The following is a 14,338-nucleotide window of genomic DNA, read 5'->3' as shown; positions in this document are numbered from 1 at the left end:
GATACGGAGACACGAACAATGTGGAAGTTGAGTTTCTCCCGCCGGCGCCTGCTGGCGGGGCTGGCCCTGTGCATTCCCGCGCTGGGCGCGCCGACGGCCGCGCAAGCCGGCGATGACTATCCCAGCCATCCCATTACCCTGGTCGTGCCGTTCGCGGCGGGCGGCGGCACCGACAGCATCGCCCGCGACCTGGCGCGCACGCTGGCCGACCGCCTGGGCCGCTCGGTGGTGGTCGAGAACCGCGGCGGCGGCGGTGGCGCCATCGGCGCCGGCATGGTCGCCAATGCGCGTCCGGATGGCTATACGCTGTTGTTCGCCACGTCGACCTTCGTCACCAACGCGGCGGCGGGCGTGGCCACCAACTACGACGTGCAGAAGTCCTTCGCCCCCATCGCGCTGCTGGGCCGCGGCCCGCTGCTGGTGGTCGCCAGCAAGGACCTGAAGCTCAAGGGCATCGCGGACCTGCGGCAACTGGCGGCCAAGCCGGACGCCAACCTGAATTTCTGCTCGGCCGGCAACGGCAGCATCAACCACCTGGCCGGCGAACTGTTCAAGCAGAAGACCGACGCGCACATGACCCATGTGCCCTACAAGGGCAGCGGCCCGGCCACCGTGGACCTGCTGGCCGGCCGCGTGCAAGTGTTCTTCGCGACGGTGCCGACCATCCTGCCCCAGGTGAAGGACCAGCGCGTCGACCTGCTGGCGGTGACCAGCAAGACCCGTTCGCCGCTGTTCCCGGACGTACCCACGGTGGAGGAAGCGGGCGTGCCCGATTTCGATATCTCGACCTGGTGGGCCGTGCTGGCGCCGGCCGGCACGCCGCAGGCCATCATCGACAAGCTGAACAAGGACGTGAATGCCGCCGCCGCCGACAGGATCGTCGCGGAGCGCCTGAAGAACGAGGGGGCCGAAGCCTACAGCGGACCTCCGGAAACGCTCGCCAGGACCTTGGACAGCGAGCTGAAGATGTGGCGCCAGGTCGTGAGCAAGTCCGGCATGAAGATGGATTGAGGAGACCGGACATGCAGCATGATCCTATCGACGGCCAGACGCGCCGGACCTTCATCAAGGCGACCGCAACGGCAACTGCAGCGGCTTGCGCCTGGGCCCTGGGCGGCCGCGCCTGGGCCGCCGGCAATGCCTATCCCGACAAGCCGGTGACGCTGGTGGTGCCGTATGCGCCGGGCGGACAGGGCGATGTGTTCGCCCGCGTGCTGGCCGAGCGCCTGGGCACCGAGAACAAGTGGACGGTCATCGTCGAGAACCGCGCGGGCGCATCCGGCGCCGTCGGGTCGCGCGTGGTGCTGCGCGCGCCGGCCGACGGCTATACGCTGCTGCTGGGCCAGACCGGCGAGATCGCCGTCAACCAGTTCGCGTCCAGGACGCTGGGCTACGATCCGCTGAAGGAATTCGCGCCGGTCATCCTGGTGGGCGATTCGCCGCTGGTGCTGGCGGTGCCGGAGAAGTCGCCGTATGCGGACCTCCAGGCCTTGCTCACCGCCGCGCGCGCCAAGCCCGATGCGCTGGCCTATGCGTCGTCGGGCACCGCCACGCCGGGCCACCTGGCCGCCGCGGCGCTGGCCCTGGGAACCCAGACGCGCATGGTGCATGCGCCCTACAAGGGCGCGGGCCAGGCGATGTCGGACCTGCTGGGCGGCCACGTCGATTTCTTTTTCTCCAGCGCGTCGGCGGTGATGCCCCATTTGAACTCGGGCCGATTGCGTGCGCTTGCGGTATCGTCGCGTGAGCGCCTGAAGGTCCTGCCCAAGGTGCCGACCGTGGCGGAAGTGGTGCTGCCGGACTTCCAGTTCAGCCTGTGGGGCGGCGTGTTCGCGCCGGCTGCCACGCCCGGGCCCGTCGTCGAGCAGCTCAACGCCGCCTTGAACGCAGTCCTGGCCGAGCCGTCCGTGAAGGCGCGCTTCGAAGCCGATGGCGCCGCCGTGCGTCCGAACACGGTGGCGGAGTTCGGGCAATTCGTGCGGGACGAGGCGGCGAAGTACCAGAAGCTGGTGCAAGCGACAGGCATCCAGGTGGAGTAGGGCGGGCAAGGGCATCGAGCAGGGCCATGAACCATGGCCAGGAAGCAGGACCCTGAAGCAAGGCCATGAAGCAGGGCCATGAAGCAAGGCCATGAAGCAAGGCCATGAAGCAAGGCCATCAAGCAAGGTCATCAAGCAACGGCATCAACACATAAGGATTCATCATGAAGATAGTGGTTATTCCCGGCGATGGCATCGGCCCCGAAACCGTCGCCGTCGCCGTCGACGTGCTCAAGGCGGCATCGCAGCGCTTTGACCTGGGCCTCGTGTTCGAGCACGACATCGCCGGCCACGACAGCCTGAAGCAGCACGGCGCCACGGTCACGCCGGCCTTGCTGGAGAAGGTCAAGGCGGCCGACGGCCTGCTGCTGGGGCCCATGGCCACCTACGACTTCAAGGACGAGGCCAAGGGCGAAATCAACCCGTCCAAGTTCTTCCGCAAGGAACTGGACCTGCATGCCAACATCCGTCCGGCCCGCACCTATCCCGGCATGAAGCCGCGCCTGGGTGAATTCGACCTGGTGGTGGTGCGCGAGAACACCGAGGGGTTCTACGCCGATCGCAATATCGAATCGGGCAACAGCGAAATGCAGATCACCGCCGACGTGGTGGTGTCGCTGCGCCGGATCACGCGCTTTTGCTGCGAACGCATCGCGCGCTCGGCGTTCGAGCTGGCGATGACGCGCAAGAAGCACGTCACCATCGTGCACAAGGCCAACGTGCTCAAGCGGGGCGACGGCATGTTCATCGATGTCTGCCACGAAGTGGGCAAGGAATTCCCCGAGGTGGTCGTGGACGACGTCATCGTCGACGCCATGATGGCCCACGTGGTGCGCGCGCCGCAGCGCTACGACGTCATCGTCACCACCAATATGTTCGGCGACATCCTGTCCGACCTGACCGCCGAGATGTCGGGCAGCCTCGGACTGGGCGGTTCGCTGAATGCCGGCCGCGAGTACGCCATGGGCCAGGCGGCGCACGGTTCGGCGCCGGATATCGCGGGCCAGGACCTCGCCAACCCCATCTCGCAAGTGTTGTCGGCCGCCATGCTGCTTAACTGGCACGGACAGCGCAAGGGTGATCGCAAGTTCATCGAAGCCGCGGCCGTCATCGAGCGGGCCATCGCGGACAGCATCGCCGCGCAGGAATGCACGCGCGATGTCGGCGGCAAGCTGGGCACGCGCGAGTCGGGCGTAGCGATGGTCAAGCGGGTGGCCGCGTGATGGCGGCGGGCGGCGCGCCGGCGGGAGACGCCGTGGCGGCGGCCTTGCCGGCCGGCGCCTGCGATTGCCATGTGCATGTGGTCGGCGAGCAGGCGGCCTATCCCATGCTGCCCGACCGTCCCTATACCGCGGGTCCCGCGACGGTGGCGGACCTGCGGGGGCATATGGGCCGCCTGGGCCTGGCGCGCGCGGTCATCGTCCAGCCCAGCTTCTACGGCACGGACAACCGCCTGCTGGTCGACAGCCTGGCGGCCATGCGCGGCGACGGCCGCGGCGTCGCCGTCCTGGCGGAGGACGTGAGCGACGCGACGCTGGGCGAACTGCACGACGCCGGCGTGCGCGGCGTGCGCATCAACCTGGAGAGCGTGGGCGCCAGCGATCCGGAGGCGGTGGTGCGCGCCTTCGGCGCCTGGGCCGGCCGGCTGCGCGGACAGGGCTGGCACATCCAGACCTATGCATCGCTGGACGCCATCGCCGCCGCCGCGCCGCGCTTGCGCGGCCTGGGGCTGCCGGTGGTGCTGGATCATTTCTCCACGATTCCGGCGCGCCTGGGCCTGGGCGACGCGCGGGTGCGCGAGGTGCTGGACCTGGTGGGCAGCGGCGCGGCCTATGTCAAGTTGTCGGGGTCCTATCGGATCAACCAGGGCGCGACGGCGCAACAGGTCACCGCGTTGGCGCGGGCCTTCCTGGCGGCCAATCCCGAGCGGGCGGTATGGGCCAGCGATTGGCCGCATACCAGCCGCGCGCCCGGCAAGCTGCCGACCGAGGTCAGTCCCTATCGCGATATCGACCCACGCGGCTTGCGCGAGGAAATCGACACCTGGCTGCCGGAAACGGACCTGCGCGTACAGGTGCTCGTCAGCAATCCGGCGCGCCTGTACGGCTTCTGACCGCTACAGCTTGTAGCTCTGGTCCAGGCGGTCCAGCTTGCGTATCAGCGCCGGCCACTCCAGCACGCCGAAGGGACGGCGCACGTTGGGCTGGTAGTTCTGGTAGGTCTTTTCGATGCAATCTTCCGGGACCGCATGGAGATCGGTGTTGCAGGCCATCGCGGCGAGCTGGGCCTTGGCGCTCAGCTCCAGCCTGTGCATGGCGTTGAACGCCTCGGCGATGGTGTTGCCCACCGTGAGCAGGCCGTGGTTGCGCAGGATCAAGGCGTTGTTGGCGCCGAGGTCGCGCACCAGCGATTCCTGTTCGCTCGGGTCCAGCACTACCCCCTGATAGTCGTGGTAGCCGATACGCGCGAAACGCATCGCGGTCTGGTTCATGGGCAGCAGGCCGCAGGAGAGTGACGACAGGGCCATGCCGGGCCAGGTGTGCGTGTGGATGACGCATTCCACCTCGTGGCGGGCGCGGTGGATGGCGCTGTGGATCACGAAGCCGGCCTGGTTGACGCCGTAGCCCGGTTCGCCGAAGTCCGGCTGGGCCAGTATCTCGCCCTTGCCGTTGATCTTGATCAGGCTGGACGCGGTGATTTCCTCGTATAGCAGGCCGTAGGCATTGATCAGGAAGGCATCATCCTCTCCCGGCACGCGCGCCGAGATGTGATTGGCGATCAGGTCCGACATGCCGTACAGGTCCATCAGGCGGTAGCACGCCGCCAATTGCACGCGCACCTTCCATTCCGCGGGCGAGCAGGCCGCGCGGATGTCGGGGAAATGCATGGGGCCGGGGCGGGGGCGATCGTCGTCTGCGTCGTCATCCCGGGGGGTGGTGAGTGGCATGGCCTGGTCTCCGTGTCGTGTCGTCTTGTGTCGTGCCGTGTCGCGGTGCGGCGCATGGGGCATCGCGCATCACATCGGGCGCTCCTGCATGCTAGCGGCTCCATGCCGCCCGGCCCTTGCTGGTTGAGAAACGCTGGTATCTCTTTTCTTCAATGCGCTTTTGCGTGTCTTGTCGCAAGATGGGCCTGCCGCGCCGGCGCAGAACGGACGGCTGAAAAAATAATGAAAGGAGACAGACATGCAAGACGACACCTTGCGCGGGTCCCGCCGCGCGTTCCTGGCCACCGCCATGGCCGGTGGCGCGGCGCTCGCGCTGGGCCGCGCCGCGAGCGCGGCGGAGGCCTATCCCGTCCGCCCCGTCACCGTGGTGGTGCCCTATGCCCCGGGCGGCAATCTCGATATCACGGGCCGTGCGATCACCACCGCGATGGGCGCCATCCTGCATGCCTCCTTCGTTATCGATAACCGCCCCGGCGCGGGCGGGGTGGTGGGGCATGACCTGGTGGCGCGCGCGCAACCCGACGGGTACACCTTGATCGTGACCGCCAATGGCAGCTTCGCCTACGCGCCGCGCCTGGTGCCGGGCGGCAAATCCTTCAAGCCCGCTGACTTCGCGCCCGTCGGTTTCATGGCGGAAACGCCGCTGGTGCTGGAGGTGCCCACGCGCGGCCGCTACGCCACCTACCAGGATTTCATCGCGGCGGCCAAGGCGGCGCCGGGCAAGATCAGCATCGGTCACTCGGGCAATGGCACCACCAATCACATTGCCATCCTGTTGCTGGAGAAGGCCGCCGGGGTGCGCTTGAACATCATTCCCTACAAGGGCTCGGGGCCGGGGTTGAACGATTTGCTGGGCGGTCAGCTGGATGCGTTCATCGACCAGTTGCCGAGTTCCCTGCCGCACCTGAAGGCCGGCAACCTGCGGCCGCTGGCGATGACGTCGGCCAGCCGGGCGGCGGACCTGCCCCAGGTGCGAACCCTGCAGGAGCTGGGCCTGGCCGGTTTCGACGTGACCACGACGGCGGGCCTGATGGCGCCGGCGGGCACGCCGGCCGCCGTCGTCGCGCGGCTCAACCAGGTGCTGAACCAGGCGCTGGGCCAGGACGACGTGAAGCAGAAGATGGCGAACCTGGGCTCGCGGGTGCGGCAAGGCAGCGCCGCCGAGTTCACGGCGTATCTGGCGTCGGAGGACAAGAAGGGGCAGCAATTGGCCAGCGAAGGGCTGTTGCGGGCCGGGTAGCCGACGCATGCGCCAGGTTCGCGCAGCGCGGTCGCGCTCGTCCGGATGGCATAATCGCCTGCGACATCTTCACGACGTCGTGAAGGCACCCGTGCCGCGCCCATGTCGCACCGCATGCCGCGGCCGTGATGCACCGCGGCAACGATAACGGCCATCCCTGCAAGGTAGACCAGCCATATGAAGTATCCCACGCTAGAACAGGCAGCGGCGCAACTGCGCCAGGGCGAGACCAGTGCGGCGAACCTGGCCGAGACGGCGCTGGCGCGCGCCGCCGACCCCGCCGGGGAAGGGGCGCGGGTGTTCACACGGCGTTATCCGGACCAGGCGCGCGCCGCGGCCCGGGCCGCGGACACCTTGCGCGCCGCCGGCCTGGCGCGCTCGGCCATCGATGGCCTGCCGGTCTCCATCAAGGACCTGTTCGACGTCGCGGGCGAAACCACCACTGGCGGCTCGGTGGCCTGCGTCGGCGAGCCCGCCGCCACCGTCACCGCACCGGCGATACAACGCCTGCTGGCCGCCGGAGCGGTCATCGTCGGCCGCACCAACATGACCGAGTTCGCGTTTTCGGGACTGGGCATCAATCCGCATTACGGCACGCCGCGCAATCCCTGGGATCGCGCCACCGGCCGCATTCCCGGCGGATCTTCCTCCGGCGCCGCCATCTCCGTGACCGACGGCATGGCATACGCCGGCATCGGCTCGGACACGGGCGGGTCCGTGCGCATTCCTGCCGCGCTTTGCGGCCTGGCCGGTTTCAAGCCGACCGCGCATCGGGTACCGACGCAAGGGGTGCAGCCCTTGTCGCGCACGCTCGACTCCATCGGACCGCTGGCGCCGTCGGTGCGCTGCTGCGCCACCCTGGACGCCATCATGGCTGGCGACAACGCCGCCGTTGCGCGGCCCGCCGAACTGCGCGGGCTCCGCCTGGCGGTGCCTGCCACCGTGGCGCTGGACGGCCTGGACGACGCCGTCTCGGCGGCATTCTCCAACGCCTTGCGCCGCCTGTCGGCGGCCGGCGCGCTGGTCGAGGAGATCGCCATCCCGGCCTTCGCGCAGCTGGCTGCCATCAATGCCAAGGGCGGCTTCCCGGCGGCCGAAGCCTACGCCTGGCACCGCGATCTCATGGGCCGCGCGGGCGACCGCTACGATCCACGCGTGATCTCGCGCATACGCCGGGGCCAGGAAATGATGGCGGCCGACTACATCGACCTGCTGGCCGCGCGCCAGGCCTGGATCGCGGCCGTGCAGGAACGCATAGCCGGTTACGACGCGCTGGTGCTGCCCACGGTGCCCATCGTCGCGCCGGCCATCGCGCCGCTCAGCGCCAGCGACGACGCCTACTACGCGACCAACGGCGCCATCCTGCGCAATCCGGTGCTGATCAACTTTCTCGACGGCTGCGCGTTGTCGCTGCCTTGCCATGAACCCGGCACGGCCCCGGTCGGCCTGATGATCGCCGGGGCCCGCGACACCGACCGCCGCATCCTGTCCATCGGCATGGCGGTGGAGGACCTGCTGGCCACGGCCTGACCGCGGCGATGCCTGGCTCCCGGTCGACGCCCCGGTCAGCGCTGTTTAGAGCGCCTTGAACGCCGGCTTAGAAGATTTGAAATGGACGCTGCCGGCGCGTCTTTCTAGACTCTCCCGCATGATATTCAGGCAGGCGAGGAGACGACGTGCTGAGCAAGGTGTTGGACAATGTCCGGGTATTGGATCTTTCCCGTATCCTGGCCGGACCCTGGTGCACGCAGAACCTGGCGGACCTGGGCGCGGAGGTGATCAAGGTCGAACGGCCCGGACAGGGCGATGACACGCGCAAGTGGGGGCCGCCCTACCTGCGCTCGGAAGATGGCGAGGCTTCCTTCTCCGCCTACTTCACCTGCTGCAATCGCAACAAGCAATCGATCTGCCTGGACTTCGGCGCGCCGGCGGACCGTACGACGCTGCTGGCCCTGCTGCGCGACACCGACGTCCTGGTGGAGAACTACAAGGCAGGCACGCTCAAGCGCTACGGCCTGGACTACGCCAGCCTGAAGGCGCTGCATCCCGGCCTGATCTACGTTTCCATCACCGGCTACGGCCAGGATGGCCCTAAGGCCTCGCGTCCGGGCTACGACTACATTTTCCAGGGCATGGGCGGACTCATGGGCTACACGGGCCGCGCCGACGGCGAACCTGGGGCAGGTCCCTTGCGCGCCGGCATGCCGGTGGTGGACATCGCCACCGGCATGTATGCGACGTCCGCCATCCTGGCGGCGCTGCTGCGCCGGGGCCGCACCGGCGAGGGCGGGCACCTGGACATCGCGCTGCTGGACGTGGCGGTGGCCATCAACGCCAACCAGGGGGCCAATTACCTGGTCTCCGGACAGAGCCCGGGCCGTACCGGCAACGCCCATCCCAATCTCGCGCCCTACGAGGTGTTCCGCGCCAGCGACGGGCATTTCATCCTGGCGGTGGGCAATGACGAGCAGTTCGTCCGCCTGTGCGCTTTGTGCGGTCGGCCGGACCTGGCGGTCGACGCCCGTTTCGCCAGCAACAAGGGCCGCGTCGAGAACCTGGCGGCCTTGCGGCCTATCCTGGCCGACATCCTGGTCCAGCGCGAACGCGCGCATTGGACGACCCAGCTTGAAGCGGCGGGCATCGCCTGGGGACCGGTGAATACGCTGGAAGAAGTGTTCGCCGATGAACAGGTGCGCCATCGCGGCATGCTGCGCTACGCGAACCATCCGCGTTTCGGCGCGATTCCGCTGGTGCGCAATCCCATGCTGGCGGGCGAGCCCGCCGCGCCCCTGCGCGCGCCGCCGCTGATGGGCGAGCACACCGAAGCCGTGCTGCGACGCCTGGCCGACACCTAGCCTTGCCCTACACCGATTCGATACACCGTTTCAACCCACACAACAACCATCCGGAGACACCCATGACCCCCACGTTCCGTCACGCCCTGGGCGCGCTGGCTTTCACCCTGGGCCTTGCTTGCGCGGCCTCGCCGGCCCTGGCCGCCTATCCCGATCACAGCCTGCAATTGATCGTGCCTTACGCGCCCGGCGGCACCACCGACCTGATGGCCCGCATCGTCGCGCCCAAGCTGGGGGAAGTCCTGGGGCAGACCGTCGTGGTCGTGAACAAGCCGGGCGCGGGCGGTGCGCTGGGCAGCGCCTTCGCCGCGCGCGAGCCTGCCGACGGCTATACCCTGGTGATGGCGGTGGAAAGTTCGCACGCGGTGAATCCCGCCGTGCACGAGAAGTCCAGCTACGATCCCGTGAAGGACTTCGCCCCCATCAGCAACCTGGCCAACGTGATGGGCGTGCTGGACGTGCGTGGCGATTCGAATCTGAAGACCTTCAAGGACCTGGTGGACGCGCTCAAGGCCAAGCCGGGCCGCTACGCCTTCGGGTCGTCCGGCAGCGGCGGCTACAGCCACCTGTTCGGCGAACGCTTCCTCAGCAGCACCGGCACCAAGATGCTGCACGTGCCGTACAAGGGCCTGGGGCCGGCCCTGGTCGACCTGATGGCGGGCCAGGTGGAAGTGGTGTTCGACAATCTGCCGTCGTCGGCCGGTTTCCTGGCTTCCGGCAAGCTGCGCGCGCTGGCCGTGGCCTCGCCGCAGCGGGTGAAGAGCCTGCCGGACGTGCCGACCTATGCAGAGCTGGGCTATCCGCAGCTGAACACCCCCAGCTGGTTCGGCCTGGCCGCGCCCAAGGGCACGCCGGCGCCCATCCTCGACAAGCTGAACGGGGCCATCAAGCAGGTGCTGAGCGAACCCGCGGTAATCGCGGCCATCGAGCAGCAGGGCGCCGTGCCGGACTACACCTCGCGCGAGCAGTTCGCCGCCGTGATCGCGCATTCCTATGAGGTATGGCAGAAGGTGGTGAACGATATCGGCTTCGAGAAACTGTGAGCGGACCATGAGCCAAAACGATTTCACCCATCCCCACGCCGGACTGGCGATTTCCGCGCAAGGCGTGGCCACGCTGGAAATCCGCGACGCGGGCAAGCTGAACATCCTCAGCGCCCGTGTCGTGGAGGGCCTGATCGAGGCGCTCGATTACCTGGCCGGGCGCGACGACGTGCGCGTGGTGGTGTTGCGGGCGCATCAGGAAAAAGCCTTCGTCGCCGGATCCGACATCAAGGAAATGGCGCACTTCGACCATGCCGGCGCCATCGGCTACATCGACCGCCTGCGCCAGCTGTGCGACGGCGTGCGCTTGCTGTCCATGCCCGTGATCGCCCGCATCCCGGGCTGGTGCCTGGGCGGCGGCATGGAGCTCGCGCTGGCTTGCGATCTGCGCATCGCGTCCGAGCAGGCCCACATGGGCATGCCGGAGGTCAAGGTGGGCGTGCCTTCCATCATCCATGCGGCGCTGCTGCCGCGCCTGGTCGGCAAGGCGCGGGCCAACTGGATGCTGTTGACCGGCGAGGTGGCGGATGCCCAGACAGCGCTCTCCTGGGGGCTGCTGGACCGGGTGGTGCCGACCGAAGCGCTCGACGCGGAAGTGGACCGTATTGCGGGTATGCTGGCCGGACTGGGCCCGCGCGTGCTGGCCCAGCAAAAGCGATTGCTGCGCGAGTGGGAGGACGAGCCCCTGGATGTCTCCATCCGCAACGGGGTGCTGGAGTTCGGCGCGGCATTCGGCACCGGGGAGCCCGGCCGCTACATGCGGGCCTTCCTGGAAGAAAAAGCGCGTGCCAAGGGCGGTTGACCGGAGACCGGGGCCGCCGTGTCTGTTGTCGCGGGAGTCCCGGGATGTCCTATGAATTGAAGGATCTGCGCCTGTTCAAGGCCATCGTGCAAGCGGGCAATCTTTCCGCTGGCGCGGCGGCCATGCACATGACCGCGCCGTCGGCCAGCTATCGGCTTAAAAACCTGGAGTACACCGCCGGCAGCCCGCTCTTCGTGCGTTCCGCCAAGGGCATGACGCTGACCCCGGCCGGCGAGGCCCTGGCGCGCCACGCCGACGTGCTGCTGGCCAATTTGCAGGCCATGCAGCAGGAAGTCGGCGCCTACGCGCGCAACCTGAAGGGGCGGATACGCCTGCTGGCCAACAGCAGTTCGCTCAATGGCTTCATCATCCCCAGCCTGGCGCGGTTCCTGACGGCCAACTCCCACATCGACGTCGACTTGCAGGAAGCCGACAGCGAATCGATAGCGGGCGCCATCCGGCGCGGGGACGCCGATATCGGCATATTCGCCGGGCGGGCGCAGGATGCCGAGCTGCACTGCGAACTTTATGCGATCGATCGCCTGGTCTGCGCCGCGCCTCCGGACCATCCGCTGGCCGCGCGCAGCCGCATCGCCTTCGCCGACGCCTTGTCGCATGGCTTCGTCTGCATGGACCGCGCCAGCAGTAATTTCCACTTCCTGGAAACGCAGGCGGCGAAGAGCGGCAAGGCCCTGAACGTGCGCGTGCATGCGCACGATTTCGCGTCCGTCCTTTACCTGGTGCGCGCGGGCGTCGGATTGGCGCTGGTGCCGACCAGCGTGGCGGAGCCGGACCTGCGCGCGGGCACGATGGTGGGCATTTCACTGCTCGACGCGTGGGCCCTGCGGGGCCTGCACCTGGTGACGCGCCAGGATGCGCCTGCCGCGGGGCTTGCGCGGCAATTCGCCGATGTCCTGCTGCACGATCCGCTGGTCACCGCCACCCGCACCCGCGAGCCGGGCGCGGCCTGGATGACCGCCGATTGACAGCCAATTGATCGTCGATTGATCGTCGATTGATCGTCGATTGATCGTCGATTGATCGTCGATTGACTGTCGCTCGACCGTCGATTTCCCGCTGCTCGTCGGCTGCTCGCCCGCTGCTCGCCCGCTGATCAGGCCGGCACGCGCGGGCGCGGCCACAAGGCCACGGTGCCGAGCTGCACCAGGCCGGCGGCCAGGCCGATGCTGGCGCCTATCTGCCAGGCCAGGTCGTAGTTGTGCAGCATGTCGTAGACATAACCGCCGCCCATCGCGCCCATGAAGCTGCCCAGCTGGTGGCTGCAGAACGCCACCCCGATCAGCATGGCCTGCCAGCGCAAGCCGAAGGTTTCCGCGATCCAGCCCGAGACCAGCGGCACCACGCCCAGCCACAGGAAACCCATGATGGCCGCGAAGACCAGGGTGGTCTCGGGGGTAGGCAGGTGATGGAAGTACCAGATCAGCGTCCCGGAACGCAGGATATAGATTATTCCCAGCAGGGCCTGCTTGTTCCAGCGGCCGCCGGCCCAGCCGAAGAACAGGCTGCCCAGGGCGTTGAACCCGCCTATCATGGCCAGCGCCTTGGCCGATAGCATGGGATCCATACCGCAGATATCGAGATAGGTGGGCAGGTGCGTCGTCAGGAAGACCAACTGCATGCCGCACACGAAGTACGCCAATGCCATGATCACGAAAGGTCCGTTGCGCAAGGCCTTGCCCAGTACCTGCCGCGCCGTCAGTTCCAGGCCGTTGGACGCGCGCGGCGCCGCGGGACGCGGCAGCCGATCGACACGGCCGGCGAACCACGCGGCCGGCACCATGACAACGGCCAGCACGACGAAGGACAGCGTGCCGATACGCCAGTGCCAGTGCTGCATGATCTGCTGGCCCAGCGGCGCCGCGATCATGGCGCCCAGCGATCCGAAGGACGACACCAGGCCCAGCACCAGGCTGCGCTGCGCCACCGACACGGGACGCACGGAGACAGCCATTGCCATGCTGCTGCCCGTCGCGGCCAGGGCGGCGCCGATGCACACGCCGGCGCCCAGGATGACCAGCGGCAAGCCATGCGCGCAGGCCATCAGCACCAGTCCCAGCAGGAACAGCAGGGAGCCGGTAAGCAGCAGCGGCCGGAAGCCGACGCGCGGCACCAGGGCGCCGGCGATGGGTTGCAGCATGCCCCAGGCAAGATTCTGTACGGAAATGGCGATGGTGAAGTCGCTGACGGAGATGCCGAGATCGTGCGTCAGCGGTGGCACGAATATACCCAGGCTCTGGCGCATGCCCATGGAAAGGCTGAGCATAACCGCCGCCCCCAGGAGTATCGGGAGGGCGGGACGCAAGGCGGATAGCTGCTGCATGTCGATAGGCCGTGGGGGGACGGCAGGCTGGGATGTACCGGTCGCGTATCGCGTCCGGCCATTGGGGATGGGTCGTCTCGTGTTTGCCGCACGTCCTAAATATTGGATATGCGGTATATAAATTTTGGAATGACTATACAGGTTATAAGAACGATAGTCTCGTAACACTTATTGTGCGACGCAATATGCGGCGTCCGGCCGACAGGGGACGCCGTCGCAACGCGGCGCGTCAGGCCATCCCGGAGCGGGATATATGGGAGGCGGGGGCGTAGGGGCGGGCGCCGGTGGCCGCGAACTGGCGGCCAGGCGGAGGGGAGGCGGCGTGCGTCTGACCGCAGGACGAGGTCTTCAGCCCGGCCAGCGTCCGCCCAGGGCCTGGGTGGCGCGTGCCGCGCTTTCGAGCAGCAGCTTGGACATCTTCTTGATCGAGGCCGGCGTATAGCGTTCCTTCGGGCCCGACAGGGAGATGACACCGCGGATTTCATCGTCCGGGCCGAATACCGGACTGGCGACGGCCGCGCAGCTGGGATCGCGTTCGCCCATGGAGGTGAGCAGCAGGCCGGCGGTTTCCGCGCTCTCGCCGCGGACGAAATACGCGGTGATCAGCTTGCCCGCGGCGCCCCGGTTCAGCGGCAGCAGGTCGCCTGGCCGGATGCGGTCCAGCGTCGGATGATGGGAATCGACGCGCAGCAGGCAGATGCGCGACTGCGGGTCGTGATACGCATGGAAGGACGCGCTTTCCGTGCCCTGGTCGACGAGACCCTGCAGCAGGGGCTGCACGGTCTCGGCCAGGCGGTAGGTGGCTTCGTAGGCGCGTCCCAGTTGGTGGGCATAGAGTCCCAACGCATAACGCCCATCCGTGCGCCGCACCACCAGGTTGGCTTTTTCCAGTGACGCGATCAGCCGCAGCAGGGTGCTTTTATAGAACCCGGTCGCGCGCGACAGGTCGGCGAGACTGATGGGTTCGGTGCGTTGGGCGATGGCATCGACGATGGACAGGGCACGCTCGACGGCGGCGACGCCATCGGCGTTCTCCTGGGGTGCGGTACGGCTCATGGGGCGGATGGGCGA

General features: G+C 67.9%; 13 protein-coding genes. 10 read left to right on the top strand and 3 right to left on the bottom strand.

What is annotated here, in order from left to right:
• Nucleotides 1-18 precede the first annotated feature (18 nt).
• From C7R54_RS00985 to C7R54_RS00970, 4 genes are all read left to right on the top strand, one after another.
• On the top strand, nt 19-1,011 hold the full coding sequence (locus tag C7R54_RS00985) for a Bug family tripartite tricarboxylate transporter substrate binding protein (RefSeq protein WP_129148332.1): 993 nt from the start codon (nt 19-21) through the stop codon (nt 1,009-1,011).
• Between the two features lie 11 nt (nt 1,012-1,022).
• Nucleotides 1,023-2,039, top strand: a complete 1,017-nt coding sequence (locus C7R54_RS00980; protein WP_129148331.1) for a Bug family tripartite tricarboxylate transporter substrate binding protein — start codon at nt 1,023-1,025, stop codon at nt 2,037-2,039.
• A 164-nt stretch (nt 2,040-2,203) separates the two neighbouring features.
• Nucleotides 2,204-3,262, top strand: coding sequence for an isocitrate/isopropylmalate dehydrogenase family protein (locus C7R54_RS00975; protein WP_129148330.1), 1,059 nt, complete (start codon nt 2,204-2,206; stop codon nt 3,260-3,262).
• On the top strand, nt 3,262-4,152 hold the full coding sequence (locus tag C7R54_RS00970; protein WP_240039393.1) for an amidohydrolase family protein: 891 nt from the start codon (nt 3,262-3,264) through the stop codon (nt 4,150-4,152). The genes C7R54_RS00975 and C7R54_RS00970 overlap by 1 nt, the downstream gene beginning before the upstream one ends.
• A 3-nt stretch (nt 4,153-4,155) precedes the next feature.
• Here the strand turns inward: C7R54_RS00970 and C7R54_RS00965 are convergent, their stop codons facing one another.
• Nucleotides 4,156-4,926 (bottom strand): class II aldolase/adducin family protein, encoded by a 771-nt coding sequence (locus C7R54_RS00965; protein ID WP_129149380.1) that lies wholly within the window; start codon nt 4,924-4,926, stop codon nt 4,156-4,158.
• Nucleotides 4,927-5,224: 298 nt separating this feature from the next.
• Between C7R54_RS00965 and C7R54_RS00960 the strand changes: the two genes are divergently transcribed.
• The 6 genes from C7R54_RS00960 (at nt 5,225) to C7R54_RS00935 (ending at nt 11,912) form a co-directional block, all read left to right on the top strand.
• Complete coding sequence (locus C7R54_RS00960) at nt 5,225-6,226, top strand: tripartite tricarboxylate transporter substrate binding protein (protein ID WP_129148329.1); 1,002 nt, start codon at nt 5,225-5,227, stop codon at nt 6,224-6,226.
• A gap of 177 nt (nt 6,227-6,403) precedes the next feature.
• A complete protein-coding gene (locus tag C7R54_RS00955) occupies nt 6,404-7,756 on the top strand; it encodes an amidase (RefSeq protein ID WP_129148328.1) in 1,353 nt (450 codons plus the stop codon).
• Nucleotides 7,757-7,902: 146 nt separating this feature from the next.
• Nucleotides 7,903-9,081, top strand: coding sequence for a CaiB/BaiF CoA transferase family protein (locus C7R54_RS00950; protein ID WP_129148327.1), 1,179 nt, complete (start codon nt 7,903-7,905; stop codon nt 9,079-9,081).
• 62 nt (nt 9,082-9,143) lie between these two features.
• Complete coding sequence (locus C7R54_RS00945; protein WP_129148326.1) at nt 9,144-10,124, top strand: Bug family tripartite tricarboxylate transporter substrate binding protein; 981 nt, start codon at nt 9,144-9,146, stop codon at nt 10,122-10,124.
• A 7-nt stretch (nt 10,125-10,131) separates the two neighbouring features.
• Nucleotides 10,132-10,926 carry an enoyl-CoA hydratase gene (locus tag C7R54_RS00940; RefSeq protein ID WP_129148325.1) on the top strand — a complete coding sequence of 265 codons (795 nt, stop codon included), beginning with the start codon at nt 10,132-10,134 and terminating at the stop codon, nt 10,924-10,926.
• Nucleotides 10,927-10,970: 44 nt separating this feature from the next.
• Entirely contained in the window at nt 10,971-11,912 is a 942-nt protein-coding gene (locus C7R54_RS00935) for a LysR family transcriptional regulator (RefSeq protein WP_129148324.1), read from the top strand.
• Between the two features lie 128 nt (nt 11,913-12,040).
• Here the strand turns inward: C7R54_RS00935 and C7R54_RS00930 are convergent, their stop codons facing one another.
• Entirely contained in the window at nt 12,041-13,210 is a 1,170-nt protein-coding gene (locus C7R54_RS00930; protein WP_129148323.1) for an MFS transporter, read from the bottom strand.
• A 405-nt stretch (nt 13,211-13,615) separates the two neighbouring features.
• Nucleotides 13,616-14,323, bottom strand: coding sequence for an IclR family transcriptional regulator (locus tag C7R54_RS00925; protein WP_129148322.1), 708 nt, complete (start codon nt 14,321-14,323; stop codon nt 13,616-13,618).
• Nucleotides 14,324-14,338 lie beyond the last annotated feature (15 nt).

Source organism: Achromobacter aloeverae (assembly GCF_004121055.1).
Taxonomy (GTDB): domain Bacteria; phylum Pseudomonadota; class Gammaproteobacteria; order Burkholderiales; family Burkholderiaceae_B; genus Bordetella_C; species Bordetella_C aloeverae.
This window is presented reverse-complemented; position numbering and strand designations above follow the sequence as displayed.